The 25,136-nt window shown below is 69.6% G+C and carries 22 protein-coding genes; 11 read left to right on the top strand and 11 right to left on the bottom strand.

The window, feature by feature from the left end; translation table 11 throughout:
* The first annotated feature begins 29 nt into the window (after positions 1–29).
* The 5 genes from ABZX12_RS24825 to ABZX12_RS24805 are packed head-to-tail and all read left to right on the top strand — an operon-like array spanning position 30 to position 5,302.
* A complete protein-coding gene (locus ABZX12_RS24825; protein ID WP_355696725.1) occupies positions 30–1,328 on the top strand; it encodes an ABC transporter substrate-binding protein in 1,299 nt (432 codons plus the stop codon).
* Positions 1,328–2,251 carry a sugar ABC transporter permease gene (locus ABZX12_RS24820; protein ID WP_355696724.1) on the top strand — a complete coding sequence of 308 codons (924 nt, stop codon included), beginning with the start codon at positions 1,328–1,330 and terminating at the stop codon, positions 2,249–2,251. The genes ABZX12_RS24825 and ABZX12_RS24820 overlap by 1 nt, the downstream gene beginning before the upstream one ends.
* A complete protein-coding gene (locus ABZX12_RS24815) occupies positions 2,248–3,060 on the top strand; it encodes a carbohydrate ABC transporter permease (protein WP_355696722.1) in 813 nt (270 codons plus the stop codon). The genes ABZX12_RS24820 and ABZX12_RS24815 overlap by 4 nt, the downstream gene beginning before the upstream one ends.
* A 5-nt stretch (positions 3,061–3,065) precedes the next feature.
* Entirely contained in the window at positions 3,066–4,004 is a 939-nt protein-coding gene (locus ABZX12_RS24810; protein ID WP_355696721.1) for a carbohydrate kinase family protein, read from the top strand.
* Positions 4,001–5,302: an alpha-glucosidase/alpha-galactosidase gene (locus ABZX12_RS24805; RefSeq protein WP_355696719.1), complete on the top strand. Its 1,302-nt coding sequence runs from the start codon at positions 4,001–4,003 to the stop codon at positions 5,300–5,302. Before ABZX12_RS24810 ends, ABZX12_RS24805 begins: the two co-directional genes overlap by 4 nt.
* On the opposite strand, the gene ABZX12_RS24800 is transcribed toward ABZX12_RS24805, so the two are convergent.
* From ABZX12_RS24800 to ABZX12_RS24790, 3 genes are all read right to left on the bottom strand, one after another.
* Complete coding sequence (locus tag ABZX12_RS24800; protein WP_355696718.1) at positions 5,266–6,222, bottom strand: nitronate monooxygenase; 957 nt, start codon at positions 6,220–6,222, stop codon at positions 5,266–5,268. The genes ABZX12_RS24805 and ABZX12_RS24800 overlap by 37 nt on opposite strands.
* A gap of 109 nt (positions 6,223–6,331) precedes the next feature.
* Entirely contained in the window at positions 6,332–9,307 is a 2,976-nt protein-coding gene (gene secA / locus ABZX12_RS24795; RefSeq protein ID WP_355696716.1) for a preprotein translocase subunit SecA, read from the bottom strand.
* Between the two features lie 188 nt (positions 9,308–9,495).
* Complete coding sequence (locus ABZX12_RS24790) at positions 9,496–10,644, bottom strand: crosslink repair DNA glycosylase YcaQ family protein (protein ID WP_355697187.1); 1,149 nt, start codon at positions 10,642–10,644, stop codon at positions 9,496–9,498.
* A gap of 284 nt (positions 10,645–10,928) precedes the next feature.
* Between ABZX12_RS24790 and ABZX12_RS24785 the strand changes: the two genes are divergently transcribed.
* Positions 10,929–11,747, top strand: coding sequence for a serine protease (locus ABZX12_RS24785; protein WP_355696714.1), 819 nt, complete (start codon positions 10,929–10,931; stop codon positions 11,745–11,747).
* 356 nt (positions 11,748–12,103) lie between these two features.
* On the opposite strand, the gene raiA is transcribed toward ABZX12_RS24785, so the two are convergent.
* From raiA to mtrA, 5 genes are all read right to left on the bottom strand, one after another.
* Positions 12,104–12,730, bottom strand: coding sequence for a ribosome-associated translation inhibitor RaiA (gene raiA / locus ABZX12_RS24780; protein ID WP_355696712.1), 627 nt, complete (start codon positions 12,728–12,730; stop codon positions 12,104–12,106).
* A 216-nt stretch (positions 12,731–12,946) separates the two neighbouring features.
* Positions 12,947–13,528, bottom strand: a complete 582-nt coding sequence (locus ABZX12_RS24775; protein ID WP_355696710.1) for a phosphoribosyltransferase family protein — start codon at positions 13,526–13,528, stop codon at positions 12,947–12,949.
* 202 nt (positions 13,529–13,730) lie between these two features.
* Entirely contained in the window at positions 13,731–15,494 is a 1,764-nt protein-coding gene (locus tag ABZX12_RS24770) for an LpqB family beta-propeller domain-containing protein (protein WP_355696708.1), read from the bottom strand.
* On the bottom strand, positions 15,491–17,251 hold the full coding sequence (gene mtrB / locus ABZX12_RS24765) for an MtrAB system histidine kinase MtrB (protein WP_355696706.1): 1,761 nt from the start codon (positions 17,249–17,251) through the stop codon (positions 15,491–15,493). The genes ABZX12_RS24770 and mtrB overlap by 4 nt, the downstream gene beginning before the upstream one ends.
* Positions 17,252–17,298: 47 nt before the next feature.
* Positions 17,299–17,976, bottom strand: coding sequence for an MtrAB system response regulator MtrA (mtrA, locus tag ABZX12_RS24760; protein ID WP_141859693.1), 678 nt, complete (start codon positions 17,974–17,976; stop codon positions 17,299–17,301).
* 258 nt (positions 17,977–18,234) lie between these two features.
* On the opposite strand from mtrA, the gene ABZX12_RS24755 reads away from it, so the two are divergent.
* The 5 genes from ABZX12_RS24755 to ABZX12_RS24735 are packed head-to-tail and all read left to right on the top strand — an operon-like array spanning position 18,235 to position 23,288.
* A complete protein-coding gene (locus ABZX12_RS24755; RefSeq protein ID WP_355696704.1) occupies positions 18,235–19,266 on the top strand; it encodes a hypothetical protein in 1,032 nt (343 codons plus the stop codon).
* Positions 19,263–19,892 carry a DUF4129 domain-containing protein gene (locus tag ABZX12_RS24750; protein WP_355696702.1) on the top strand — a complete coding sequence of 210 codons (630 nt, stop codon included), beginning with the start codon at positions 19,263–19,265 and terminating at the stop codon, positions 19,890–19,892. Before ABZX12_RS24755 ends, ABZX12_RS24750 begins: the two co-directional genes overlap by 4 nt.
* Entirely contained in the window at positions 19,889–21,028 is a 1,140-nt protein-coding gene (locus tag ABZX12_RS24745; RefSeq protein ID WP_355696700.1) for a DUF4350 domain-containing protein, read from the top strand. The genes ABZX12_RS24750 and ABZX12_RS24745 overlap by 4 nt, the downstream gene beginning before the upstream one ends.
* Entirely contained in the window at positions 21,025–21,996 is a 972-nt protein-coding gene (locus ABZX12_RS24740) for a MoxR family ATPase (RefSeq protein ID WP_355696698.1), read from the top strand. The genes ABZX12_RS24745 and ABZX12_RS24740 overlap by 4 nt, the downstream gene beginning before the upstream one ends.
* Entirely contained in the window at positions 21,996–23,288 is a 1,293-nt protein-coding gene (locus ABZX12_RS24735) for a DUF58 domain-containing protein (protein ID WP_355696696.1), read from the top strand. Before ABZX12_RS24740 ends, ABZX12_RS24735 begins: the two co-directional genes overlap by 1 nt.
* Here ABZX12_RS24735 and ABZX12_RS24730 read toward each other — a convergent pair.
* Genes ABZX12_RS24730 through ABZX12_RS24720 form a run of 3 tightly spaced genes read right to left on the bottom strand, consistent with a single transcriptional unit; the run spans position 23,285 to position 25,108 of the window.
* Positions 23,285–23,980, bottom strand: a complete 696-nt coding sequence (locus tag ABZX12_RS24730) for a phosphotransferase (RefSeq protein WP_355696695.1) — start codon at positions 23,978–23,980, stop codon at positions 23,285–23,287. The genes ABZX12_RS24735 and ABZX12_RS24730 overlap by 4 nt on opposite strands.
* Entirely contained in the window at positions 23,977–24,774 is a 798-nt protein-coding gene (locus tag ABZX12_RS24725; protein WP_355696693.1) for a VOC family protein, read from the bottom strand. The genes ABZX12_RS24730 and ABZX12_RS24725 overlap by 4 nt, the downstream gene beginning before the upstream one ends.
* Positions 24,767–25,108 carry a metalloregulator ArsR/SmtB family transcription factor gene (locus tag ABZX12_RS24720; protein WP_355696691.1) on the bottom strand — a complete coding sequence of 114 codons (342 nt, stop codon included), beginning with the start codon at positions 25,106–25,108 and terminating at the stop codon, positions 24,767–24,769. Before ABZX12_RS24720 ends, ABZX12_RS24725 begins: the two co-directional genes overlap by 8 nt.
* Positions 25,109–25,136 lie beyond the last annotated feature (28 nt).

Genomic DNA, 25,136 nt, shown 5'->3' with positions numbered 1-25,136 from the left:
CTTTCCTCCACACCTTTCTGGAGACCGTCATGTCTCAGCATGCTCGAAACCTGTCCCGCCGTGGCGTCCTGCGCGCGGCCGCCGCCGTGGCGGCCGTCGGCACCGTGGGCGCCTGCGGCAAGAACGACGACGAGGGAGCCGATCCGAACGGCGTCGTGACGCTGGACCTGTGGCACGGCCAGGTGGATCTCGGCAAGGCCGCGATCGACTCGCTGATCGCCGCGTTCAACCAGTCGCACCCGAAGATCAAGGTGGTCGGCGGCGGTGGCGGCGTGACCGCGGACAGCATGCTGCAGAAGGTCACCGCGGGACTGGCGGCGGGGTCCTACCCGGACATCGCGTACATCTTCGGGTCGGACCTCGCCAGCCTGACCAAGAGCCCGAAGGTCGCCGATCTCACCGGGCAACTGAAGGTCGACGGCTACTGGCCGGCCGTGAAGGACGCGGTCAGCGTCAAGGGCAAGGTCCGGGCCGCGCCGGCCCTGCTCGACTCGCTGTGCGTGGTCTACAACAAGAAGCTGTTCGCGGCCGCCGGGGTGGCGCCGCCGACGGCAGGCTGGACCTGGGACGACTTCGTGGCCACGTCGAAACAGCTGACCGATCCGGCGAAGGGCGTCTTCGGCACCGGCTGGCCGGGGGTCGGCGACGAGGACACGGTCTGGCGGATCTGGCCGATGATCTGGGACCTCGGCGGCGACGTGGTCAGCGGCGACGGCAAGAAGGTCGGTTTCGACTCCGTAGGCGCCAAGGCCCTCGAGACGCTCGACCGGCTGCGCACCGACAAGTCGCTGTACGTCGACCCGAAACCGGGCAGCGAACAGCTGTACCAGGTGTTCCTCGGCGGCCGGATGGGAATGGTTGCCACCGGCCCCTGGCAGCTCCCCGAGCTGAAGGACGCCGGCCTCGACTACGGCGTCGTCCCGCTGCCGTCGTACTCGGGGAAGCCGATCACGATCTCCGGGCCGGACACCTGGACGATCTTCGACAACGGCAAGGCCAAGGTGAAGGCCGCCACCGAGTTCGTCAGCTGGCTGGCCGATCCGGCGCAGGATCTGCAGTGGGACATCAAGGGCGGGAGCCTGCCGATCACCAAGGCCACGGCCGATATGCCCGAGTGGAAGAAGCATTCCGCGGCGACTCACGGGTTGGACGTGTTCGTGACCGCGCTCGACACCGCGAAGGTGCGGCCGACGATCTCGACGTACCCGCAGATCTCGCAGCACGTCGGCGAGGCGATCGCCGCCGTCCTGCTGGGCAAGCAGAGCCCGGCGGACGCGCTCAAGCAGGCCGTCGACCAGTGCAACCAGGTGCTGGCGGTGCCGAGCTGATGGCCAGCGTGGTCGGGACGTTCACCGTCGATCCGCGGAGCCGGGCGGCCAAACGGCGGGCGCGTGGTGAAGGTGCGACCGGCTGGGCGTTCGTGAGTCCGTCGGTGGTGCTCATCCTCGGCCTCGATGTCGTACCGGTGGTGTGGTCGCTGCTGTTGTCGTTCCAGGTCAACGATCTGGTGTCGCCGAGCCAGTGGGTCGGACTGGCGAACTACCAGGCACTGGTGAAGGACCCGGCGTTCGGGTCGGCGGTAGCGCACACGCTGATCTACACGGCGCTCTATGTCCCGTTGAGTGTGGTCGCCGGGTTGGCGATCGCGATCGCGCTGGACCGGAAGATCGCGTTGATCGGGCTGTACCGGACGCTGGTGTTCGTGCCGTTCGTGGTGTCGGCCGCGGCGCAGGGTGTGCTGTTCTCGTTCGTGCTGGATCCGGAGTTCGGTGTCGCGAACTCCCTGCTGCACAAGGTCGGGCTGCCGGCCCAAGGGTTCTTCAGCGATCCGGGACAGGCGCTGTACCTGCTGGTCGCGATCTCGTTGTGGAGCGGCACCGGGTTCTGCGTGATCGTCTATCTCGCCGGTCTGCAAGGGGTTTCGACCGACCTGGTCGAGGCCGCACGGATCGACGGCGCCGGCCGCTGGGGCGTACTGCGGCATGTCACGCTGCCCGCGCTGACGCCGGTGACGATCTTCCTGCTGCTGTTCCAGACCATCAACGCGCTGCAGGTGTTCGACCTGGTCTTCGTCACCACCAAGGGCGGGCCGCTCGGCTCGACGACGGTGATCGTGTACTTCATCTGGGAGAAGGCGTTCAAGACGTTCACGGCCGGCTACAGCGCGGCGGCCGCGTACACCCTGGCGGTCGCCTTACTCGTGGTCGGTGTCGCCCTGCAGCTCTACCGGAAGCGGGTGGCTGCTCGATGAGGCGGATCAGCGGTTGGCACTTCGTCCTCGCGCCGCTGGCGCTCCTGTTCGCGTTACCGCTGGTCTGGCTGCTGGTCAGTTCGGTGATGAGCAACGCGGAGATCAATCGTTTTCCGCCGGCGCTGTGGCCGCACGGGATCAAGCTGGACGGCTACCGGTACGTGCTCGGAAACGCTCTGTTTCCGCGGTGGTTCCTGAATTCCCTGGTGGTCTCCGCGGTGGCGGTGACCGCGAACCTGGTCCTCGGCTCGCTCGGCGGGTACGCGTTCGCACGGATCCGGTTCGCCGGTTCGAAGCTCGTGCTCGGGCTGATGCTCGCGACGATGGTCGTGCCGTTCCAGCTGACGATGATCCCGACGTTCCTGGTGATGAAACAGCTCGGCCTGATCGACACGCTCGGCGCGCTGATCGTGCCGTCGCTGGTGACACCACTTTCCGTGTTTCTTTTCCGGCAGTTCTTCGTCTCGCTCCCCCGCGAGCTCGAGGAAGCCGCCTGGCTCGACGGCTGCGGACGGCTGCGGATCCTGGTGTCGATCGTGCTGCCGCTCGCGCGGCCGGCGCTGAGCACCGTCGCCGTCCTCACGTTCCTCGCGACCTGGAACGACCTGACCTGGCCGTTGATCGCGATCAACAGCGACTCCACCTACACCCTCCAGCTGGGACTGACCACGTTCCAGGGACAGCATCACACCCAGTGGTCGGCGGTGATGGCCGGCAACGTCATCACCGTGCTGCCCGTCCTGCTGGGGTTCCTCCTGGCCCAGAAGGCGTTCATCCGCTCGCTGGCCTCCACCGGACTCAAAGGCTGACACAGATGATTTTCGATCTGCTCGTGATCGGCGACGCGAACCCCGACGTGGTCGTCGGGCCTGTCGACCAGCCGATCCTCTTCGGCCAACGGGAACGCCTCGTTCCCGGCGGCTCCCTGGTGCTCGGCGGCTCCGCGGCGATCATGGCCTGCGGCGCGGCCCGGCTCGGTCTCCGCGTCGCCTTCGCCGGCCGCGTCGGCGACGACCCGGCCGGTGACTTCGTCCGTACGTCGCTCGCGGACCGGGACGTGAATGTCGACGCGCTGGTGGTCGACCCATCGCTCCCGACACCGCTGACCACCATCCTCACCTCGGGCGACGATCGCGCGATCCTGACCTCGCCCGGGTGTCTGCCGAGCACTGTGGCGGAGGATGTCCCGCAGTCCCTCGTGCGGTCGGTGCGGCATGTGCATGCCGCCTCGTTCTACCTGATGCCGGAACTGGCGGCAGGACTGGCGGGGATCTTCAAAGAAGCCAAGGCGGTCAAGGCGACCACCTCGCTGGATCCGAACGACGATCCGGCCGGCACGTGGGACCGCATGATTCTCGACCCGGTCCTTCGGGTCACCGACTACTTCCTGCCCAACGCGGCCGAGGCTCTGGCCCTCACCGGCCACCATTCGGTCGAGGACGCCGCCGGCATCCTGGCCCGGCGCCTGGCTCGCCGCGGCACCCACGTAGTCGTCAAGAACGGCGCGGACGGCGCGTTGGCCCACGACGGGACCAGGGTGATCACCGCGTCGGCGTTGAAGGTGGACACGGTCGATGCCGTCGGCGCGGGCGACAGCTTCGACGCCGGCTGGGTCGCCGCCGTGCTGAACGGCGCGAGGCCCGACCGTGCGCTGGCGATCGCGGCGGCCTGCGGCTCCCTCTCGACGCGCGCGGCCGGCGGTACAGCTGCCCAACCCGACTGGGACCAGGCCCTCGGGAGTGTGGCGCCATGACCAAGATCGTGTTCGTCGGGGCGGGCAGCGTGGTGTTCACGCAGGGGTTGCTCGCCGACCTGTTCGCGCTCCAGCTGGGTCCTGTGCAGATCGCGTTGCACGACATCGACCCCGAGCGGCTCGACACCGCCGCGGCCGCGGCGTCGTACATCGCCCGGGAGCGCGGCGTCGTCCCGCGGATCACCACGCATCTCGAACGGCGGGCGGCGCTCGACGGCGCCGACTTCGTCATCAACATCGTGCAGGTCGGGATGAACGCGGCGACCCACGTCGACTTCGAGATCCCCGCCCGGTACGGGGTCCGGCAGACGATCGGCGACACCCTCGGCGTCGGCGGCGTGTTCCGCGCGCTGCGGACGTTCCCGGTCCTGCGGGAGCTCGCGAAGGACATCGCCGAGGTCTGCCCGGACGCGTGGCTGCTCAACTACACCAACCCGATGGTGATGAACGTCTGGTACCTGAAGGCACTCGGGGTCCGCAACGTCGTCGGACTCTGCCACTCGGTCTACTGGACGATGCAGGGGCTGTCCGAGCTGGTCGGCGTACCGTACGAGGACGTCAGCTACCTGGCCGCGGGCGTGAACCACCAGTCGTGGGTGCTGCGGTTCGAGCGCGGATCGGAGAACCTGTACGACCGGCTGGACGCGGCGATCGCGGCGGACCCGGAGCTGCGCCGGCGGGTCCGGGTGGACATGTACCGCCGGCTCGGCTGCTACCCGACCGAGACGAGCGAACACTCCGCGGAGTACGTCCCGTGGTACCTCGGCCACACCTCCGAGATCGAACGCCTCCGCCTCCCGATCGGCGCCTACCTCGACATCGTCGCGGACAACCTCGCGTCCTACGAACATACTCGCGATGCCCTGAAGGCCGGCGATCCGGTCGACGTCGAACCCACCATGGAGTACGCCCCCCAAATCGTCCACAGCATCGTCACCGACACCTCCCGCACCATCTACGCCAACGTCCCGAACACGACCGGTGGCCTGATTCCCAATCTGCAGGCCGAGGGCGTCGTCGAGGTTCCTTGTCTGGTGGATGCGTCGGGGCTCCGGCCGGTCGCGGTCGGCGAGCTTCCGGCGCAGTGTGCGGCGCTCAACCGTTCGTACCTCAGCGTCGCCGAACTCGTCGTCCAGGCAGCGATCCAGCAAGACCCGCGCGCGATCCGCCAGGCGGTGATGGTCGACCCGGCCACCGCGGCCGCGCTACCCGTCGAACAGATCTGGGAGCTGTGCGACGCGATGGTGCTTGCTCATCGCAACTACTTGGACCCGCCGTTGAGGGCGGCGCTCAGGTAGCCGCGGTACGCCGCGAAGCCGTCGAGGACCTCGGCTGCAGTCGGCTGACCGGTGAGAGCGCCGACACCCTGGCCCGCGTAGATCGACGCGCGGGCCGGGTCGGCGGCGCTGGTTCCGTCGACGTACTCGGCATGGCCGGCGTCGTCCGATTTCAGCTCCTGCTCGCGCCCCTCCCAGCTGTCGTAGTACGCGTTGCGGAGCGCCCGCCCGCCGAACTCGTCCGGCCAGCCGGCCCGCGAGGCGGCGTCGAACACCGTGCCGTACACGGTGTCGGTCTCGTCCGCCTCGATGATCCGCTGCCGCACCGGCTCCTTGGTCAGCGCCTCGACGCAGGTGAGGAACGCAGTACCGATCCACCCGCCCGCCGCACCCGCCGCCAGCACAGCGGCCAGCCCGCGCGGACCGGAGATCCCGCCGCCGGCGAGCACCGGCAGGTCGGTGAGGTCGAGGATCGCCTGCAGCAACGGCAACGTGGCAACGGCGTTCCGCCCGTGCCCGCCGGCTTCGGCGCCCCGGGCAACGATCACGTCCACCCCGGCCGCCACCGCCTCGCGGGCATCGGCGACGGTACCCGCCTGGGTCGCGACGACGATCCCGGCGGCCTGCAGCGTCTCGACGTACGGCTGGTAGTTCCCGAAGCTCAGCGACACCAGCGCGGGCTTCAGCTCCAGCACCGCCTCGAGATGCTCCGGGTGATCCTCGACGGACCAGGCCATCAACCCGATCCCGTACGGCGCCCCGCCCGCCGCGGCGATCGCGCCCTCGGTCCGGATCCAGTCGGCCGAGACCGCGGACCCCGCGCCGAGCATCCCCAACCCGCCGGCGGCCGAGATCGCCGCCGTCAGCTTCCCGCCGCTCACATTCGCCATCGGCGCCCCCACCACCGGCACCGCGAGCCCGAACCGCTCCGTCAGCCACATACCCACAGCGCACCACACTCGCCGCCCCCACACCATGTCCCGCGCCACACCGCACCACACACAGAACGGCCGGCCCCCGGGATGGGGACCGGCCGTCGGTGGATCTGCGTCAGAACTTGTAGACGTCCGACTGGGGGTCGCCGTGGCAGCGCTTGTACTTCTTGCCGGAGCCGCACGGGCAGGCGGCGTTGCGCGGCGTCCCGGCGTACTCCAGCTTGCCCTCCTCGACGGCGTCGGTGTGCATCGCGACCTCGTCGTCACCGTCGATGGTCGGCGCCGAGTAGGTCAGGCGCTGCGGCCGCTGCTCGTTGGTGAGCCCCTTGGCGCGCAGGCGCGGCGTGTCCCGCGGCCGCGGAGTGTCCTGCGGCCGCTCCTCGTCGGTGGTCCGGCCGGCGAACTCCGCGACCGGTGCGCCCGGGGTGAGGATGTCCTGGATCCGCTTGCCCGCGAGGCTGTCCTCGTCGGCCAGCGCGGCCTCGCCGGCGATCTCCGCCTCGGCCTGCATCTCCTCGATGTTCACCTCGACGTTGAAGATGAAGCCGACCGACTCCTCCTTGATGGACTCCATCATGGCGGCGAACATGTCGTAACCCTCGCGCTGGTACTCGACCAGCGGGTCACGCTGCGCCATCGCGCGCAGGCCGATGCCCTCGCGCAGGTAGTCCATCTCGTACAGGTGCTCGCGCCACTTGCGGTCCAGCACGCTCAGGACGACGCGACGCTCCAGCTCCCGCATCGTCTCCTCGCCGAGCAGTTCCTCACGCCGCTCGTAGGCAGCGGTGGCGTCCTCGATGAACCGCTCGATCAGGAAGTCCTGCGTCAGGCCGGCCTTCTCGCCGCCGGCCTCCTCGATCAGCTGCTCCTCGGTGAGCTCGGTCTGGTACAGCGTCTTCATCGCGGTGAACAGCGCGTCCAGGTCCCAGTCCTCGGCGAAGCCGTCCGCGGTCGCGCCCTGCACGTAGCCGGTGACGGTCTCCTCGAGCATGTCCTGCACCTGCTCGCGCAGGTCGGCGCCCTCGAGCACGCGACGGCGCTCGTCGTACACGACGTGCCGCTGCCGGTTCATCACGTCGTCGTACTTGAGGATGTTCTTCCGGGTCTCGAAGTTCTGCGCCTCGACCTGGCCCTGCGCGGACGCGATCGCCTTGGTGACGACCTTGTTCTCCAGCGGCTGCGAGTCGTCGTTGTTCCGCGACATCGCCCAGTCGACCATCTCGCGCTTGAACAGCCGCATCAGGTCGTCCTCGAGCGACAGGTAGAACCGGGACTTGCCGGGGTCGCCCTGGCGGCCGGCGCGACCGCGCAGCTGGTTGTCGATCCGGCGGGACTCGTGCCGCTCGGTGCCGAGCACGTACAGGCCGCCGAGCTCGCGGACCTCGGTCTGCTCCTCCTTGACCTGCTTCTCGAACTGCTCGAGCATCGCCGGGTACTCGGACTCGTACTGCTCGATGTCCTCGGCCGGGTCGATGCCGCGGGCGCGCAGCTCCTTGTCGGCGAGGAACTCGGGGTTGCCGCCGAGGATGATGTCGGTACCACGGCCGGCCATGTTGGTGGCCACCGTGACCGCACCCTTGCGGCCCGCCTCCGCGACGATCGCCGCCTCCCGCGCGTGCTGCTTCGCGTTCAGCACCTCGTGCTTGATGTTCTCCTTGAGCAACTGCCGGGACAGCCGCTCGGATTTCTCCACCGACGTCGTACCGACCAGGATCGGCTGACCGGTGGCGTGCACGTCCACGATGTCCTTGACCACCGCGTCGAACTTCGCGTCCTCGGTGCGGTAGATCAGGTCCCGCTCCTCGACCCGGATCATCGGCTTGTTGGTCGGGATCGGGACGACGCCGAGCTTGTAGACCTTGGAGAACTCGTTCGCCTCGGTCATCGCCGTACCGGTCATGCCGGCCAGCTTGTCGTAGAGGCGGAAGTAGTTCTGCAGCGTGATCGTCGCGAGGGTCTGGTACTCCTCCTTGATCTCGACGCCTTCCTTGGCCTCGATCGCCTGGTGCAGACCCTCGTTGTAGCGGCGGCCGTGCAGCGTCCGGCCGGTGTGCTCGTCGACGATCAGGACCTCGCCGTTGTCGACGACGACGTAGTCCTTGTCCCGGTGGAACAGGTCCTTGGCCTTCAGCGCGTTGTTCAGGTAGCTGATCAGCGGGGTGTTGGCGGACTCGTACAGGTTGTCGATGCCGAGCCGGTCCTCGACCTTCTCGATACCGCGCTCGAGGATCGCGACCGTGCGCTTCTTCTCGTCCACGTCGTAGTCGGCGACCCGGCGCTTGGTCTCGTCGATCTCGAGGTCGGTGACCCGGGGGTTCTTCCGCTTCAGCTCCGCCTCGTCGGCCAGCGTCCAGGCCTTCAGCGTGTTCGCGATCCGGGCCATCTCGACGTACCAGCGCTGGGAGTCCTCGGCCGGGCCGGAGATGATCAGCGGGGTCCGGGCCTCGTCGATCAGGATCGAGTCCACCTCGTCCACGATCGCGTAGTTGTGCTCGCGCTGGACGCAGTCCTCGATGCTGCCCGCCATGTTGTCGCGCAGGTAGTCGAAGCCGAACTCGTTGTTGGTGCCGTAGGTGATGTCCTTGGCGTAGGCGATCCGGCGCTCCGCGGGCGACATCTCCGGCAGGATCACGCCGTAGTCGAGGCCGAGGAAGTGGTACACCCGGCCCATCCACTCGGCCTGGTACTTGGCCAGGTAGTCGTTCACCGTGACCACGTGCACGCCCTTGCCGGACAGCGCGTTCAGGTACGTCGGGAGCGTGCCGACCAGCGTCTTGCCCTCACCGGTCTTCATCTCGGCGATGTTGCCGAGGTGCAGCGCCGCGCCGCCCATGATCTGGACGTCGTAGTGCCGCTGGTGCAGGGTCCGCTTGGCCGCCTCCCGGACCACCGCGAAGGCCTCCGGGAGCAGCGCGTCGAGAGACTCCCCGTTCTCGTGGCGCTCCTTGAACTCCGCGGTTTGCGCGCGCAGCTCCTCGTCGGACATCTTGACGAAGTCGTCCTCGATGGAGTTGACCATCTTCGCGATGCCCTGCAGCTGGCGCAGGATCTTGCCCTCGCCGATCCGCAGGACCTTGTCGACAACCTTCATGGTGGGGAGTTCACTCCTTGCTGCTGAAGCCTGGGTTGCGGCCGAACGCCGACAGGGCGCGCCGACCCCTCCCGGGAAGGCGTGCGTCCCCCATCGTACGGGGCCGGGTGTGCCAAGCCACGCCCGCAGCGTGCCTCGAGCCTTACCGGACCCACGCGTGAGCGGGCCGGAAAGTTCCCGGGATCTCCTCAGGAGCCTCGCAGGGCGTCACTGAGCGCTGGCGAAAGGTCACCGCCGCCCGCCACCCGGACCTGGTCCAGCCCGAGCCATCCGGCCAGCTGGACCAGCTCCGCGGCCAGCTCCTCGGCAGTCTCCACCGGCGCCTTGGGCTCCGCGTGCGCCGACTGGACGAGCAGCACGCCGCCGGGGCGGTCGGCCTTCAGGTCCACCCGTGCGACCAGCCGGTCGCCGAGCAGGAACGGGAGCACGTAGTAGCCGTGGATGCGCTTCTCGGCGGGCACGTAGATCTCGATCCGGTACCGGAAGTCGAAAAGGACCTCGGTCCGGGTGCGCTCGAAGACCAGCGAGTCGAACGGGCTGACCAGGGCCCGGGTGTTCACCCGGCGCGGCAGCCGCGCGTCGCGGTGCAGGTACGCCGGGCGCTTCCAGCCGTCGATCCGCACCGGGAGCAGCTCGCCCTCCTCGACCAGCTCGGCGATCGCCTGCAGGGTCGGCTCGGGCGCGGTCCGGAAGTAGTCCCGCAGGCACTGCGCGGTCGCCACCCCGTGCGCCCGGGCCGCGATCGACACCAGTCCGCGGTGCGCCTCGTCGAGGGTCGGCGTCGGCGTGTCGACCACCGCGCGGGGCAGCACCCGCTCGGGGACGTCGTACAGCCGCTCGAACTGCTGGTTGCGCCGGGCGACGGTGATCTCCCCGGCGAAGAACAGGAACTCCAGGGCGCGCTTCACGTCGGACCAGTTCCAGCCCCAGTTGTCCCGCGCCCGCTCGACGTCGTCGTCGATCTCGCGGGCGGTCAGCGGGCCGTGGGTCTGCACGTCGGCGAGCACCTGCTTGATCAGGTCCGGCCGCTCCTTCGCGATCGACCGCGGGCCGCCCCAGGCCTCGGTCGTCGCGCGGGCCATCCGCCAGCGCATCAACGGATGCGTCTCGACCGGGATCAGCGACGCCTCGTGCGCCCAATACTCCACCAGGCGGCGCGGAGCCTTGCCGGCCGCGCGGTCCAGCAGCTCCCGCGGATACGGCCCGAGGCGCGAGTAGAGCGGCAGGTACTGCGTGCGGCTCAGCACGTTGACCGAATCGATCTGGATCAGCCCGATCCGGCCGAGCACCCGGGACAGCGCCCGCGCGTCGGGAACGCCCTTCGGCCGGGGGTCCATGAACCCCTGCGCCGCCAGCGCGACCCGTCGCGCCTGAGCCGTAGACAGCACCTGAGTAGTCACGCCCCGCATTGTGCCGGGCCCCACCGACATTTCCCCCACCTTGGGCTCCGACCAACCATTCCGACGGCTCGAAACCGGTTGGTGCGGGCTCAAGGTTGGCTCTGGAGCCGTGGGCATAACTCCGGAGTTACCGAAAGTGGGAGGTGCGCTACGCATGGTGTTCGGGAGAGCCTGCCAGGAGGCCGTCCGCCCGTGCGGCCCCTATCACCCTGGAGTGAGGCATGACAGGAAAGAAGCAGGTGGTCCGCGCTGCCCTCGCGGCCGGCGTACTGACTGCGGCGTCCCTCGGTGCGGTGGCCGTAGCAGGCTCCGCGTCGGCCGCGCAGTCGCCGGACGGACCCAAGACCCGGATCGTCGGCGGCACCATCGCCCATACCGCCGACACGCCGTGGGCCATCCAGCTGTCGAACAGCAACTCCCCCGACCCGACCGGTGAGTACTGCGGGTCGACGCTGGTGGCGGCGAACAAGATCGTCACCGCGGCACACTGCTCCACCGAGGCCGCGTCGACCTACACCGCGATCCAGGACCGCGACGACCTCGCCGACAAGTCCACCGGCAAGGAATCCAAGATCAGCAGCATCTGGGTCGACCCGGAGTACGGCAAGTCGCCTGGCCACGACGTCGCCGTGATGACGCTGGCGACCCCGTTCGAGGGTGTCGACACGCTGGCGCTGGAGACCGACAAGGCGGCCGACGCGGCCGGGGCGGCCTCGATCGTGTACGGCTGGGGCGAGACCGAGGGCACCGGCCCGGCGGCCACGTTCCAGAAGGTCGACGTACCGGTCCTCGGCGACGCGTACTGCGAGAAGGCGTACGCGAGCGAGGGCTACACGGCAGACGGCGAGATCTGCGCCGGGTACGAGGAGGGCGGCAAGGACTCCTGCCAGGGCGACTCCGGCGGCCCGCTGGTCCTGAACGGCCGCCTGTTCGGTGTCGTGTCCTGGGGCATCGGCTGCGCGGACGCCGGCAACCCGGGCGTGTACGCCGAGGTCGCGACGTACGCGGCGGAGCTGCAGCAGCAGATCGACGGGGCCTAAACCGGACCGAAGCGTTCTGTGTGGATCCGGCGCAACGGAACACCGAGTGCGGCCAAGTCGTGGCGATCCGCCCGGTCTCACCGGTCCGCTCCTGTCCGGACGCTGATCGCCGCGGTCGGCCATCGTCCGGAGCATGCTGAGCAGCGGCGTGACACCGTCGCCCGGCACCGCGCGTACCGAAGCCACGACGTAGGCGTAGCGGCGGGGGAAAAGCGGGCGTCAGGAGCTGACCGGTTCGGCCTTCCCGGACCGAGCGTCAATCAGGTGCAAAGAAGCCGCGGGCCGGGTTTACCCGGCCCGCGGCTGCGGTATCTCCTCCCGGATCTCGCGAGGCTCGCCACCAATGAGCGAACGGTTCAGACGGCCAGCCTGATCACGCCGTAGTCGTAGCCGCGACGGCGGTAGACGACACTCGGCTGGTTCTCGTCCGCGTCGACGAACAGGTAGAAGTCGTGCCCGACCAGTTCGAGCTCGTAGAGCGCCTGGTCCAGGGTCATCGGCTTGGCGGTGTGGGTCTTCTCGCGCATCACCAGCGGACCGTCGCCGGTCACCGTGAGAGATCCGTACTTGTGCGTCGCCACCTCGTCCTCGGCGACTGGTTCCTCCACTAGAGGTGCGTTGCCGGGAACCGGCTGCTTCGCGTTCACGTGCCGCAGGCCTTCCGGCGTCCGCTCACCCCGGTGCACCCGGCGCCGGTCGGCCGCCTTGCGGACCTGGGACCGGAGCCGGTCCAGGCAGACGTCGAACGCCGCCTGCTTGGTCTCGCCGCACGCCTCTGCGCGGACCACCGGACCCTTGGTGTACATGGTGAGCTCGACACGCATCGCCCGATCGTGCTGTCGCGGGTTCTTCTCCTGGCTGACTTCCACCTCGCACCGCAGTACCCGATGATCGACCTTCTCGATTCGCTCGAGTTTTTCCTCGACGTACTGCCGGAAGCGGTCACTGACCTCGCAGTGATGACCCTTGACAACGACGTCCACGGAAACCTCCATCGATCGGCGACTTCTTTTACGTGTTCGGACCCCCGTACTCATGGTGACGGTGCCCGAAACGAGAACACCCGCTGTCGAGCCCGTCGGACCCGGTGGCAAGGAATCCGGCTGATCCGGTCCTCCGCCACTCCACTGCCCGACAAGCCCTAGCGGGTGTCATAGGCCAACGCTAGTCGGCTTCGGCGAAAACCGGTAGGGAAGTTCTCATGAACCAGACGTCCGGTGTCTCGCGGTCGCGGCCAGCAGCGCGCAGCCGAGCACCCCGATTCCCCGGGATTCCAAGGCGCGGCAGGCTTCGGTGAGCGTGGATCCGGTGGTGATCACGTCGTCCACCAGCAGGACCGGTTGATCGATCAGGGTTTCAGCCCAGCGCGAACGCACCCCGAAAACCCCATCCAGGTTGGCGGTCCGGCGTTCCGCGGACAGGCCGGCCTGGTCGTCGGGGCGCCCGACGACCCGCAGCGCGCCGGCCGTCCGGGCGTCGATTCCCTGCCTGCGCAGGGATCTGACGGCAGCTTTCGTAATCCGCAGCAGCGGATCGTGCCCCCGTGTGCGGACGGTTGCCCGCGGCGACGGCACCGGACACACCCACGCCGCCTGCCGGTCTCCGAGCGCGGTCCGTACGACGTCGGCCAGCAGGTGCCCGAGCGGCCGGGCCAGGGCGTAGCGGGCGTGCTCCTTGTGCGCGAGGATCAGGTTGCGGAGCTCCCCGGCGTACGGCGCGGCGGCGGTCGGCGGCGCCAGCCCGGGCGGACTCGGGTCCGGCCAGGCACGGAACGGAGTCATCCCCGTCAGTAGCCGACGGCAACCACCACAGAGAGTGACCCCCGGCCGCTCACACCCGGCGCACCGCCCGCCCAGCACCAGGTCCGCGACCCCGTCCCACCCCCGCACCACCTCACGGTCCCCGGTTTCCCCGGTCCCGCGCAACCAGGCCCCACACGTCCCTGTGGACAACCCACTGTCACCACAGGTTGGCGCAGCGGGATCAGCCTGGGTAGGTGGGCTCGACCGGGCCCTGGATGTCGCCGGGGTCGGGCGAGACCCAGATCAGGTCTTTGCTGAGCCAGTGGATGTGGCCGGTGTCGTCCTGGATCACCGGGAGGGTGTCCTTGTTCGGGTTCGACGCGACGCGCTGCGGGACGAAGTCGGGCGACGACCCGGGCAGCAGCTGCAGGCTGGAGCCGTCAGGGCTGGCCAGCCAGGCCTGACGCGCCGAGCTGGCGTTGCCGCCGGAGCCGATCACGATGATGCCCTGCTTGTTCCAGGCCGCGTCGGTGATGTTGGTCAGCGCCAGCCGGAGCGGCCGGAACGCGCCGAGCACCCGGCGCTTGCCGTCGGGGGCGGTTTGGATCGTCGCGGTCTGGACGTAGTTCTGCTTGGTGCTGGCCGCCTGCATCACGAGCAGCACCCGTACGCCGTCGGGGGCCATCCGCAGCGCGACCGGGGTGTCGCCCTTGAAGTCGGCGTCGATGACGTCGAGCGGCCCGTCATGGTTGCGGAGCCGCAGCCGTGGATGGTCGCTGTCGGCCCGGTCCAGGAACCACAGGTTGTCCTGGTCGTCGAAGCTCGGCGGCAGGGTCTTCCCGTCGAGCTCGATCTTCGCCTGGTCGACGTCCTTGTCGCCCGGGTCCAGCTTGCCGTAGACGAGGTACTTCCCGTCGGCGGTGACGATCGCCCCGGCGTCGCCTGCCAGCGTGACCGCGAGCGACTGCGCCTTGTACAGCGCCAGTGGCCCGGCGTTCAGCGGCTGGGCGGCGATGTCCGACGCCCCGTCCAGGCCGACGATCCGGTGCGGCTTCTGCTTCAGCAGGCCGAAGAGCTTGGTTGCCGTCCCGGCCGGCACCTGAGGGTCGTACGGGCTGAAGTTGGCGAACGGCAGGACCTCGGGGTCGTCAGGCAGCAGCGGTGCGCCGCCGACCGTGATCTTGGCCCGCAGGTTCAGCTGGTTGAGGGTCCAGACGATCTGCGCCGCCAGCAGCCGCCGGTCCTGGTCGCGGAGCGAGGCAGCAGCGTCATTGAGCGCCACCGTGGCCACACCGAGGTCCACCGGGACCGAAACCTGCACTTCGGTGCCGGGCGGCGCTATGGACCTCACGCCGTTCCCGAGCCTGCTGGTCGGGCCTTTCAGCAGCTCCTGGACGAGCTGGGTCGCGGCCTGGCCGGACGGGAGGTTCTGCGGCAGCCAGACCTGGTCCGGTACGAGCAGGTCGCGGGACTGGTTGAAGAAGTACAGGTCCCGGGATGCGAGCTTCAGGTCGACCTGGTTGCTGCCGAGGTACGCCCCCGGCGGCGGCGAGTCGACGCGGAGCTGTCCGTCGATCTTCTTGAGCTTGAAGAAGAAGTCGGCCGGCTCGTCGGCCTTCGCCGGGATCCATTCGCCGCGCGCGCCGATGGTCGCGATCTTGCGGGCGGTCAGCTGGATGCCGCCGGCCTTCCGGGTCAGCGAGTCGGCGCTCTGCTCGTACACCACGGTCTGCGACTCCGGCCGCCACTCCCCGGCGGCGTCCGGGGTCATGTACTGCCGCGCGACGTCGTACGCCTGGGAGTCCGACATCGCCTCCAGGAAGCCGCTGACGATCGCCATGTCGCCGACGTTCGCCCGCGGCGGCTTGGCCTCGACGCCGACGCCGCCCAGGTCCGGCGCCAGCCCCTGCCGCTCGCCGTTGCGGATGGTGCCCTTGGTCGGCACTGCCGCGCAGCCGCCCAGCATCACCACGGCCAGCACGGCCGCGACCAGCCTGCGCTTCATCGCTCCTCACCGCCGCTCAGCTTCTGGTACGGCGCGCCGACGTCGACGAGTTCGGTGACCACGCGGGTCGCGTCGGCCGGCCGCGGCGGCAGCGGCGAACCGGTGAGCGCCACGTCCGGGCGGCGCGGCAGCGTCAGCCGGAAGTACGCGCCGTCGCCGGGCGAGCCCCACGCGTCCAGGCGGCCGCCGTGCAACCGGGCGTCCTCGAGCGCGATCGACAGGCCGAGGCCGGTGCCGCCGGTGGTCCGGGCCCGGGCCGGGTCGGCCCGCCAGAACCGGCTGAACACCATCTCGGCCTCCTCGGGCCGGAACCCGACGCCGTGGTCGCGGACGGCCACCGCCGCGGCCTCCTCGTCGTACGCCGTGCTGATCCGGATCGGCAGGCCTTCGCTGTGCTCGATCGCGTTGCCGATCAGGTTCCGCAGGATCCGCTCGATGCGGCGGGAGTCCACCTTGGCCCGGCACGGCCGCGGCATGTCCAGCTGGACCTCGCAGCCCTTCCGCTGGACCAGGGTCTCGTGATTCTCCAGCACCCGGTTGACGATGTCGCGCAGGTCGACGTCCTCCAGGTCCAGGGCGGCCGCTCCGGCGTCGAACCTGCTGATCTCCAGCAGGTCGGCGAGCAGCTCCTCGAACCGGTTGAGCTCGTTCTGCAGCAGCTCCACCGAGCGGCGGCTGATCGGGTCGAACTGGTCACGGCTCTCGTGCAGCAGGTCGGCGGCCATCCGCACCGTGGTGAGCGGCGTCCGCAGCTCGTGGGACACGTCCGACACGAACCGGCGCTGCAGCCGCGACAGCTCCTCCAGCCGGCGGATCTGGCGCTGCAGGTTGGACGCCATCTTGTTGAACGACACGGCCAGCCGGGCCAGGTCGTCGGTGCCGCGGACCTGCATCCGCTCCTCGAGCTTGCCGGCCGCCAGCCGCTCGGCGATCCGGCGGGCCATCCGCACCGGCGTCACGACCTGCCGGGTGACCAGCCAGGCCACCGCGCCGAGCAGGACGATCAGCAACAGCCCCGCGGTCACAAGGGCGCGCTGGACGACGTCCAGCGTCTCCTGCTGCGCGGTGAGCGGGAACAGGAAGTAGATCGCGTACTTGTCACCGGTCGAGTCGATCCGGATCTGGGAACCGATCACCAGGCCTGGGACGCTGGGGCTGTCGCGGTAGTTGATCAGCGTGTACGTGTCCCACAACTTGGAGCCGTCGCTGACCACGGACGAGGACAGCGGCTGCGGGATCGAGTCGCTGTTGACCAGCCCGGTGTAGCGGATCGCGTTGGACGCCGCCTGGTCGGTCGGCACCAGCAGGACGTCGTACAGGCCCGGGCGGTTGGAGCCGAGGACCAGCTCGGACAGCTGCTGGTTGACGAGGTTCGGGTTGGCGGCGTCGAGGCTGACGGACAGCTGCTGGAGCTGGGCGCGCACCTCGGCCTGGGCGCTCATCCGGCGGGACTCCAGGACACCGTCGGTGACCTGGCTCATCATCACCCAGCCGACCAGGATCAGCACCAGCGTCGACATCAGCAGGGTGCCCGTGACGATCCGCGCCTGGATGGACCGCCGCCAGATGTCGGGCCAGTGCTTGGGGTGCGTCCGCCACAGCGGCTGCGGCTGGGCAGCCCAATCCGCCGCGGCGGCGGTCAGCTCCAGCTCCGTCCCGCGGGACTCGGCCACCTCCTGCTCGGGAGGTGCCGACGGCTGCCCGCTCCGGTGATCCGTGATCTGACCGGTGTGCACCTCGTGACCGGGGTCCACCACCTGGTCGCCGGCGGCAGCCTGCGGCTCTTGACCGCGTCCGTACTCGATCAGTCCGCACCCGCCTTGTATCCGACACCGCGGACCGTGACCACGATCTCCGGGTGCTCAGGGTCCTTCTCGATCTTGGAGCGCAGCCGCTGGACGTGCACGTTCACCAGCCGGGTGTCGGCGGCGTGCCGGTAGCCCCAGACCTGCTCCAGCAGCACCTCACGGGTGAACACCTGCCAGGGCTTCGACGCCAGGCAGACCAGCAGGTCGAACTCCAGCGGCGTCAGCTGGATCGTCTCGCCGGCCCGCTTCACCGAGTGGCCGGCCACGTCGATGGTGAGGTCGCCGATGGTCAGCGACTCCGGACCGGGCTCGTCCATCCGGCGCAGCCGCGCCCGGATCCGGGCCACCAGTTCCTTCGGCTTGAACGGCTTGACCACGTAGTCGTCGGCCCCGGACTCCAGCCCGAGCACCACGTCGACGGTGTCGCTCTTGGCGGTCAGCATCACGATCGGCACCCCGGACTCGGCCCGGATCGCCCGGCAGACGTCGATCCCGTCCATCCCGGGCAGCATCAGGTCGAGCAGCAGCAGATCGGGCTTGAACTCCCGGAACGCCGGCACCGCCTTGTCACCGGTCGCGCACAGATAGGTGTCGTAGCCCTCGTTGCGCAGCACGATGCTGAGCATCTCCGACAACGCGGTGTCGTCGTCGACGATGAGGATGCGGCCCCGCATCGTCCGGTTACCGTCTGCCACGCCCTTAGCTCCTCGCTGCTCCGTTGGGTCCGAGTCCGACCGGTCGGTGTGCGCCCGGCGGGGTGCCAGGCCGTACGCACTACGGATAGTGTCCCATTCCCCTGGTAGTGCACACGCCGGATCGCCGTGTGACCCCCGAGTTGGGCTGTGATCATCCGGGATCATGGTGCACGGCCGGGGTTCACCACAACTCACGTGCCCGCTGGTACGACGGTTCACCGGGAGAGGAGGCAGTCAGTGGCCGACCACCGTACGCAGTCGAGTATGCGCCTGCACGACGACGTGGCGACCGAGCCGCTGCGGCCGTGGCTGCCGGCGGACCTGCTCGACAACGCCGCCCGGACGATCTCCGACAACAAGACGATCATGCTCGGCCTGCCGGTGCTGGCCGGGATCGCACTGGTCGCGGTGCAGGCCGTTCTGACCGAGGTCGCCGTACCGGGCGGGCTGGGTGGCTTCTTCGGGGCGGACGACCCGTTCGGGCAAGCCGGTGCGGCCCTCCTGCTCACCTACGGCGTTCAGGTAGTGCTGTTCTCGGTGGTGTCGAGCATGCTGTCCGGGATCATCGCGCTGGCCGCGGTCCGGAGCCAGCTGGCGCACAGGGCCGGCCCACGCGAGCTGATGCGTCTGGTGCGACCCGCGGTCCCCGCGCTGGCGGCTGTGGGTCTGGTGCAGTCGCTGTCGTTCATGCTGCTGATCGGCGGCTGGGGGCTCGCGGTGTTCGGTATCGGCGCCGGGGCGGACGCGGCGATCTCCTCCGAGGTGGCCGGTGCCGCGGCCCTCGGGATGATGCTGGTCGGCGGCGTCCTGGTGCTGATCTTCGGCATCCGGCTGGTGCTGGCCGGGACGGTGGTCCTGATGGAGGGCCGGCACGCACCGGACATCGGCCTGCACATCCCGGTGCGGGTGGGGGTCTGGGGTTCGCTGCGCCGGTCGTGGCAGCTCGTGAAGGGCAAGTTCTGGCGGGTGTTCGGGATCCTGCTCTTCGGGGGGCTGGTGGTGAACATCATCGGGTACGCGCTGCAGTTCGGGGTCAGCGCGCTGATCCTGACGGTCGGCGGGTGGGCCGGCTCCAGCGACAGCACCGGGGCGGTCGTAGTGACCATCGTCCTCGGTGTGGCGGTCGGCATCGCGACGCTGATCACGCTGATCGCCAGTCTCGCCTTCATGTCCGCCGTCCAGGCCCTGATCTACCTCGACCTCCGGGTCCGCCGCGAAGGTCTGGACCTGTGGATGCGGCCGGCGCTGCGGTTCGAGGAGCCGGCGTGATCCTTCTCCCGCTGGAGCCGCCCGTCGACATCGACCGGGACCAGGCCGCTCAGGAGGCGGCCAAGGAACTGTCCAAGTCCGCGTACCGGGACTCCGGCTCGCTGATCGAGCGGGCCGTCGGCAAGGTGCTGGACTGGATCCAGGACCTGCTGGACAGCCTCACAGGCTCGTCGCCCAACGGTCACGCCGGTCTGGTGATGCTGATCGCGCTGCTGGTCCTTGTCGTGGTTGTGGTGCTCTGGCGGTCCGGCGTACTGCGGACCAGCCACAGGGCCAAGTCTCAGGCGGTCTTCGACACCGCCCGGCCGCAGAGTGCCGCCGAGTACCGTGCCCTGGCCGAACAAGAGGCCGCGTCCGGCGACTTCGCGTCGGCGATCCGCAGCCGCTTCCGGGCGTGCGTGGCGGAGCTGACCGAGCGGACCGTCCTGGACGAACGCGCCGGACGTACGGCGTACGAGGTCGTGGCCGATGCGTCGCGCGCGGCGCCGGTACTGCGTGAACCGCTGCAGCCGGCCGCGCTGGTGTTCACGGAGGTTGTCTACGGCAACCGTCCTGGGACGCCGCAGCGGTACGCCGCTGTCGTCGCGGCTGACGACGCCGCGCGGACCGCACGGGTGGCTGTATGAGCACGGCTGTCGGACGCAGTGTCAGTGAGGGCTGGCGCGCGTTGCGGACGCCGCTGCTTGTCACCGGTCTGATCGTGCTGGCCGCCATCGTCGTACTGATCGCGACTTCGGCCCGTACGTCGGGACCGTTCAGCCCGGACTCCACCGAGTCGGACGGAGCACGGGCGCTCGCGGCGCTGCTGAAGAACCACAACGTCGACGTCCACGGCACCGAGTCGCTGGACGACGCCTTACAACCAGGCGCCGGCAAGGCACTGGTCATCGGCCCGGGCGGTTCACTGAACGCCTCCGACTGGCAGCGGATCGCGGGGGCGCAGTGGAGCCACATCATCCTGATCCGTCCCAGCAGCCGGGCTCTCGAAGCTCTGGCCCCGGGTGTGCGCCCGACCGGCAACTCTTTGGCAAGCCGTAGCCGCCAGCCCGGCTGTGAGCTTCCAGCCGCGGTGAGGGCAGGCACGGCCACCGTGAGCGGGCCGACGTACTCCGCTCCCGACGGCGCGACCACCTGCTACGGCGACGGCATCAACGCCACCATGGTCCGATTGGACCTCGGCGACCGCCTCGTCGACGTGGTCGGTGCCCGGGCGTCGTTCACCAATGCCCAGCTCGCCGACGACGGCAACGCGGCCTTGGCGCTCAATCTGTTCGGCACGCATGACGATCTGACCTGGTACCTGCCGCAGTGGGAGGCGACCTACAGCGACTTGGGCGACGACACTCCCCCGCTGATCCCACCTGACGTCCGCTACATCGGCTGGGCGCTGGCATTCGCCGTACTGGTGGTGGCGATCTGGCGCGGGCGACGGCTCGGGCCGGTGGTAGCGGAGCAGCTGCCGGTGATTGTGCACGCGGCGGAGACCACCGAGGGCAGGGCGAGGCTCTACCGACGCTCACGAGCCCGCGATCGCGCGGCGGCCGCGCTGCGTGAGTCGGCGCTCGGTCAGTTGCACAAGGCGCACGGCATTCCCCGGCGGGCCGATCCGTCGGCCGTGATCGCGACTGTCGCCGCACGGACCGGCCGCGACCCGGCCATGTTGTACGAGTTGCTCTACGGCCTGCCGCCGTTCACTGACGACGCTCTGATGTCCTTGTCCCACGAACTCGACGTACTGACGCAGGAGGTACGACACCCGTGACGACTACCGAGGTCACCGCGGACCAGGCCCGGCAGGCGCTGGTCGCGCTACGGACCGAGATCGGCAAGGCGGTGGTCGGCCAGGACACTGCGGTGACCGCACTGGTGCTCGCCCTGCTCTGCCGCGGCCACGTGCTGCTGGAGGGCGTGCCGGGGACAGCGAAGACCCTGATGGTGCGGGCGCTGTCGACGGCGCTGCGGCTGGAGACCAAACGCGTGCAGTTCACGCCGGACCTGATGCCGGGTGACGTCACCGGATCGCTGGTGTACGACGCGAAGACGAGCGAGTTCGAGTTCCGGCCGGGGCCTGTGTTCACGAACATCCTGCTGGCGGACGAGATCAACCGGACGCCGCCGAAGACCCAGGCCGCGTTGCTGGAGGCCATGGAGGAGCGGCAGGTGACCGTGGACGGCGAGCCGCGGCGGTTGCCCTCGCCGTTCGTGGTGGCAGCTACGCAGAACCCGGTGGAGTACGAAGGCACGTATCCGCTGCCAGAGGCCCAGCTGGACCGGTTCCTGCTGAAAGTGACGCTGGACATCCCGCCGCGCGATGCGGAGATCGCCGTACTCGCCCGGCACGCACAAGGCTTCGATCCGCGTGACCTGGCCGCTGCCGGTCTGCGTCCGGTGGCCGGCCCTGAGGACCTGCAGGCAGGGCAGGACGCCGTACGGCGGGTCGCGGTCCGGGAGGACGTGCTGGCGTACGTCGTCGACCTGTGCCGCGCCACTCGCCAGTCGCCGTCGCTGCAACTGGGTGTCTCGCCACGTGGCGCCACCGCGCTGCTCGCGGTCTCGCGTGCGTGGGCGTGGCTGTCCGGGCGCGACTACGTCATCCCGGACGACGTGAAGGCGATGGCACGTCCTTGCCTTCGGCATCGGGTCCAGGTGCGGCCGGAGGCCGAGCTGGAGGGTGTCAGCGCGGACGCGGTGCTGGAGAGTGTGCTCGCGACGGTGCCGGTGCCACGCTGATGGTTCTGACTGGCCGAGCCGGCATCCTGGCTGCCGCTGGAGTGGTGTTCGTCGCTCTGGTGATGCCGTCGTGGGCCGGGATCGGCGTGGTCGTCGCTGCTGTGCTGGTGGTGTGTCTGGTGGACATTCTGTTGGCTGGTTCGCCCCGGCGCCTGCAGTTCGAGCGGCAGGGCGACAACGCCGTACGGCTCGGTGAGCCGGCTGCGGTGAACCTGCTGATCACCAACCCGGGCCGGCGCGTGCGTGGGCTGCTGCGGGACGCCTGGCCGCCGTCTGCCGGCGTACTGGACCCGCCGCACAAGCTGGATCTGCCGTCGGGCGAACGACGGCGGCTGACCACGCATCTGGTCCCGACGCGCCGCGGCGACCGCAAGGCGTACCGGGTGACCGTGCGGTCGGTGGGACCGCTGGGGTTTGCCGGCCGGCAGGGGTCCCACCAGGTCCCGTGGACAGTCCGGGCGCTGCCGCCGTTCAAGAGCCGCAAGCACCTGCCGTCTCGGCTGGCTCGGCTGCGCGAGCTGGACGGCCGGACAGCGTTGCTCGTGCGCGGGCAGGGGACCGAGTTCGACTCGCTGCGTGACTACGTGCCGGGTGACGACGTGCGGAGTATCGACTGGCGCGCGACGGCACGGCGCGGAAACGTCGTCCTGCGGACGTGGCGACCGGAGCGGGACCGGCAGGTCGTCATCGTGATCGACTCGGGACGGCTGTCCGCTGGGCGCGTCGGGGATGCGCCGCGGCTGGACCACGCGATGGACGCGGCCCTGCTGCTGGCCGCTCTGGCGACGCGGGCGGGCGACCGGGTTTCCTTGCTGGCGTGCGATTCCGCCGTCCGGGCCGACGTACGGCGGCCCGCGCCGCAGGACGTGCTGCCGTCGTTCGTGAACGCGCTGGCCAATGTCGAGGCCGAGCTCGTGCAGACCGACTTCCGCGTCGTCGTGTCACAGGTGCTCGAACGGCTCGGCCAGCGCTCCCTCGTCGTCCTCCTGACCGGCCTCGATCCGGCGGTCATCGAGGAGTCCCTGCTGCCCGTGATCGGCCCGCTGCTGCGCCGGCACGTCGTAGTGCTGGCGTCGGTGGCCGATCCCCGGCTGACCGAACTGGAAGCCACCCGCGGCGATCTCCTGGACGTGTACGGCGCTGCCTCGGCCGCCCGGACCCGCCTGGATCGGGAACGCCTGACCGCCACTCTCGCCCGAGCCGGTGTGACCGTCGTCGACGAACCTCCGGACCAGATCGCCCCGGCCCTCGCCGACACCTACCTCACCCTGAAGAAAGCCGGCCGCCTCTAGGCCAGCGCGGCGTCGAACACATCGCGGTTCGCCTGTACGAAAGCGTGTTCCCACCGCGACCAGGCGATCCGCTCGGCGGCGTCCGCGCACGGCCGGCGTACCCAGAACTGCACGTTCGCCACCTGCCGTGCCGCCGTCGCGTCGACCAACTCCGACCGTTGCTCGGCGGTGAGCCCGTAGGCGTCGGCGAGGACCCGAACCTGGTGCGCCTGACGGCTGGGGTCGGCATGTTTGGAGGCGATGCACCAGGTCCAGGCGGCGTACCCGAGATCTTCCAGCGGATCACCAGGCGCCGCCAGGTCGAAGTCGATCAGGGCGCTCGGGAGGTCGTCGGTGAAGACGAAGTTGGTGGGGGCCGGGTCGTGATGGCACACGACCGGCTGGTCCGCAGCGAGGCGGCTGCCGCGGGTGGCATCGTGAAAACGCCGGAGGAGCGTGCCTGCGGCGGATACTTGCCGGTCGGACCACCGTTGATATCTGGCCGGCACCCAGCCCTCCAGAAAAGTGAGGACGTCGCGCCCGGTCTCATCCTGCCCGAGGTACTTCGGTGCGGCGCCGAAACCGTTTTCCGCAAGCAGGTCCAGGAGCTCCGCCGTGAAGGCGGAGCTGCCCGACCCGGGGCGGCGTACGGTGTCGGCGACCCGCACCACCCCGGGCGTCAGACGCCCTCCGGTGAGGGGCTGTTCCGTCACTGCATCGTGGGACGGGCCTGGGCGAAGGTCCAGTGGTGCCCCTCGAGATCCTCCGCCTGGTACGAGCGATAGCCGTACTGATGGATCTCCTGCAGGATCTTCGCGTCGTTCCGCTGAGCCTGAGCGAAGTGCGCTTCGAGATCGTCGACGTAGACCCACGTCGAGTGATCCGAGGACGGCCGGCCAGGCTCGCTACGCCGGAGCAGGATGATCGAGGAGGAGCCCGCGTGCAGTTCGATCCAGGTCGGCCGGGTGCCCTCCTCCGGAATCCGATCCCAGGTCTCCAGGCCGAAAACGGTGTGCAACCAGCGCGCGGCGGCGGCTGGATCCTCGTAGTACAACGCGACTGCCAGCCGGCCGACCTCGCGGACCGCGTGCGGCGCCGCGTCGCGACGGGCGATCCACGCCGGGAACCAGTGCAGCACGTTCCGCCAGGAGTACACGGCCTTGGTACCGCCCTCGACCAGCGCTTCGACGACAGTCACGCGGGTGCCGGCCGCGATCGGTGCAAAGCTGACCGTGGTCTCGGTGTCGTCGGTCGAACTGCGGTACTCGAACCGCACGCCCGGCTCCCAGGCGGTGATCACGCCGCGCTCCAGGGCGTCGTCCGCGTACACCTCGAGGATGCGGCCGCCGACGCCCGGCTCGATACGTACCTCGATCGCGCGCGCGGAGTCCCAGAAGTTGATCGGGCCGCGGACCCACCACAGGTCGATCTCTTCGGTGAAGGCCTGGAACGCGGTCTCCGGGTCGACGGCGACATCGACGGAAGCGGTCGCGGACGGTTCAGTCATCGGGTGTCCCTTTCTGCTCGACATGCTGCTTGAACGAGGCCAGCTGGTCGCGCCAGTGCGCCTGGACCTGGTCGAGCCAGGCCTGGACGGCCACGACAGGCTCGGGATTGAGCCGGAACACGCGCGCCCGCGCATCCTCCGGGACGCGCTCGTCGGCGACCAGGCCCGCCGCCAGCAGAATCCGGAGGTGCCGGCTCATCGCCGGCGACGAAGCCCCGGTCGCCGCGGCCAGCCGGCCCGCCCGTTGCGGCCCTTCCCCCAGCAGTTGGACGACGTGCCGCCGGGTGGGATCGGCCAGGACTTCGAAGAAGCGATCGACCTGATCTTGCGCCATGCCGCAATAGTTCTACTATCTGTTAACT

The organism is Kribbella sp. NPDC003505, from assembly GCF_040610875.1.
Classification (GTDB): domain Bacteria; phylum Actinomycetota; class Actinomycetes; order Propionibacteriales; family Kribbellaceae; genus Kribbella.
Note: the sequence above shows the minus strand (reverse complement) of the source record. Positions and strands in the feature narration are given on the sequence as shown.

What these genes read in the sequence shown, in the direction of transcription:
- secA (WP_355696716.1), bottom strand. Translation starts at nt 9,307, where the DNA reads ATGAAGGTTGTCGACAAGGTCCTGCGGATCGGCGAGGGCAAGATCCTG.
- ABZX12_RS24745 (WP_355696700.1), top strand. Translation starts at nt 19,889, where the DNA reads ATGAGCACGGCTGTCGGACGCAGTGTCAGTGAGGGCTGGCGCGCGTTG.
- ABZX12_RS24825 (WP_355696725.1), top strand. Translation starts at nt 30, where the DNA reads ATGTCTCAGCATGCTCGAAACCTGTCCCGCCGTGGCGTCCTGCGCGCG.
- ABZX12_RS24725 (WP_355696693.1), bottom strand. Translation starts at nt 24,774, where the DNA reads ATGACTGAACCGTCCGCGACCGCTTCCGTCGATGTCGCCGTCGACCCG.
- ABZX12_RS24800 (WP_355696718.1), bottom strand. Translation starts at nt 6,222, where the DNA reads ATGTGGCTGACGGAGCGGTTCGGGCTCGCGGTGCCGGTGGTGGGGGCG.
- ABZX12_RS24805 (WP_355696719.1), top strand. Translation starts at nt 4,001, where the DNA reads ATGACCAAGATCGTGTTCGTCGGGGCGGGCAGCGTGGTGTTCACGCAG.
- ABZX12_RS24790 (WP_355697187.1), bottom strand. Translation starts at nt 10,644, where the DNA reads ATGGACCCCCGGCCGAAGGGCGTTCCCGACGCGCGGGCGCTGTCCCGG.
- ABZX12_RS24735 (WP_355696696.1), top strand. Translation starts at nt 21,996, where the DNA reads ATGGTTCTGACTGGCCGAGCCGGCATCCTGGCTGCCGCTGGAGTGGTG.
- ABZX12_RS24810 (WP_355696721.1), top strand. Translation starts at nt 3,066, where the DNA reads ATGATTTTCGATCTGCTCGTGATCGGCGACGCGAACCCCGACGTGGTC.
- ABZX12_RS24820 (WP_355696724.1), top strand. Translation starts at nt 1,328, where the DNA reads ATGGCCAGCGTGGTCGGGACGTTCACCGTCGATCCGCGGAGCCGGGCG.
- ABZX12_RS24720 (WP_355696691.1), bottom strand. Translation starts at nt 25,108, where the DNA reads ATGGCGCAAGATCAGGTCGATCGCTTCTTCGAAGTCCTGGCCGATCCC.
- ABZX12_RS24815 (WP_355696722.1), top strand. Translation starts at nt 2,248, where the DNA reads ATGAGGCGGATCAGCGGTTGGCACTTCGTCCTCGCGCCGCTGGCGCTC.
- ABZX12_RS24785 (WP_355696714.1), top strand. Translation starts at nt 10,929, where the DNA reads ATGACAGGAAAGAAGCAGGTGGTCCGCGCTGCCCTCGCGGCCGGCGTA.
- ABZX12_RS24775 (WP_355696710.1), bottom strand. Translation starts at nt 13,528, where the DNA reads ATGACTCCGTTCCGTGCCTGGCCGGACCCGAGTCCGCCCGGGCTGGCG.
- ABZX12_RS24770 (WP_355696708.1), bottom strand. Translation starts at nt 15,494, where the DNA reads ATGAAGCGCAGGCTGGTCGCGGCCGTGCTGGCCGTGGTGATGCTGGGC.
- mtrA (WP_141859693.1), bottom strand. Translation starts at nt 17,976, where the DNA reads ATGCGGGGCCGCATCCTCATCGTCGACGACGACACCGCGTTGTCGGAG.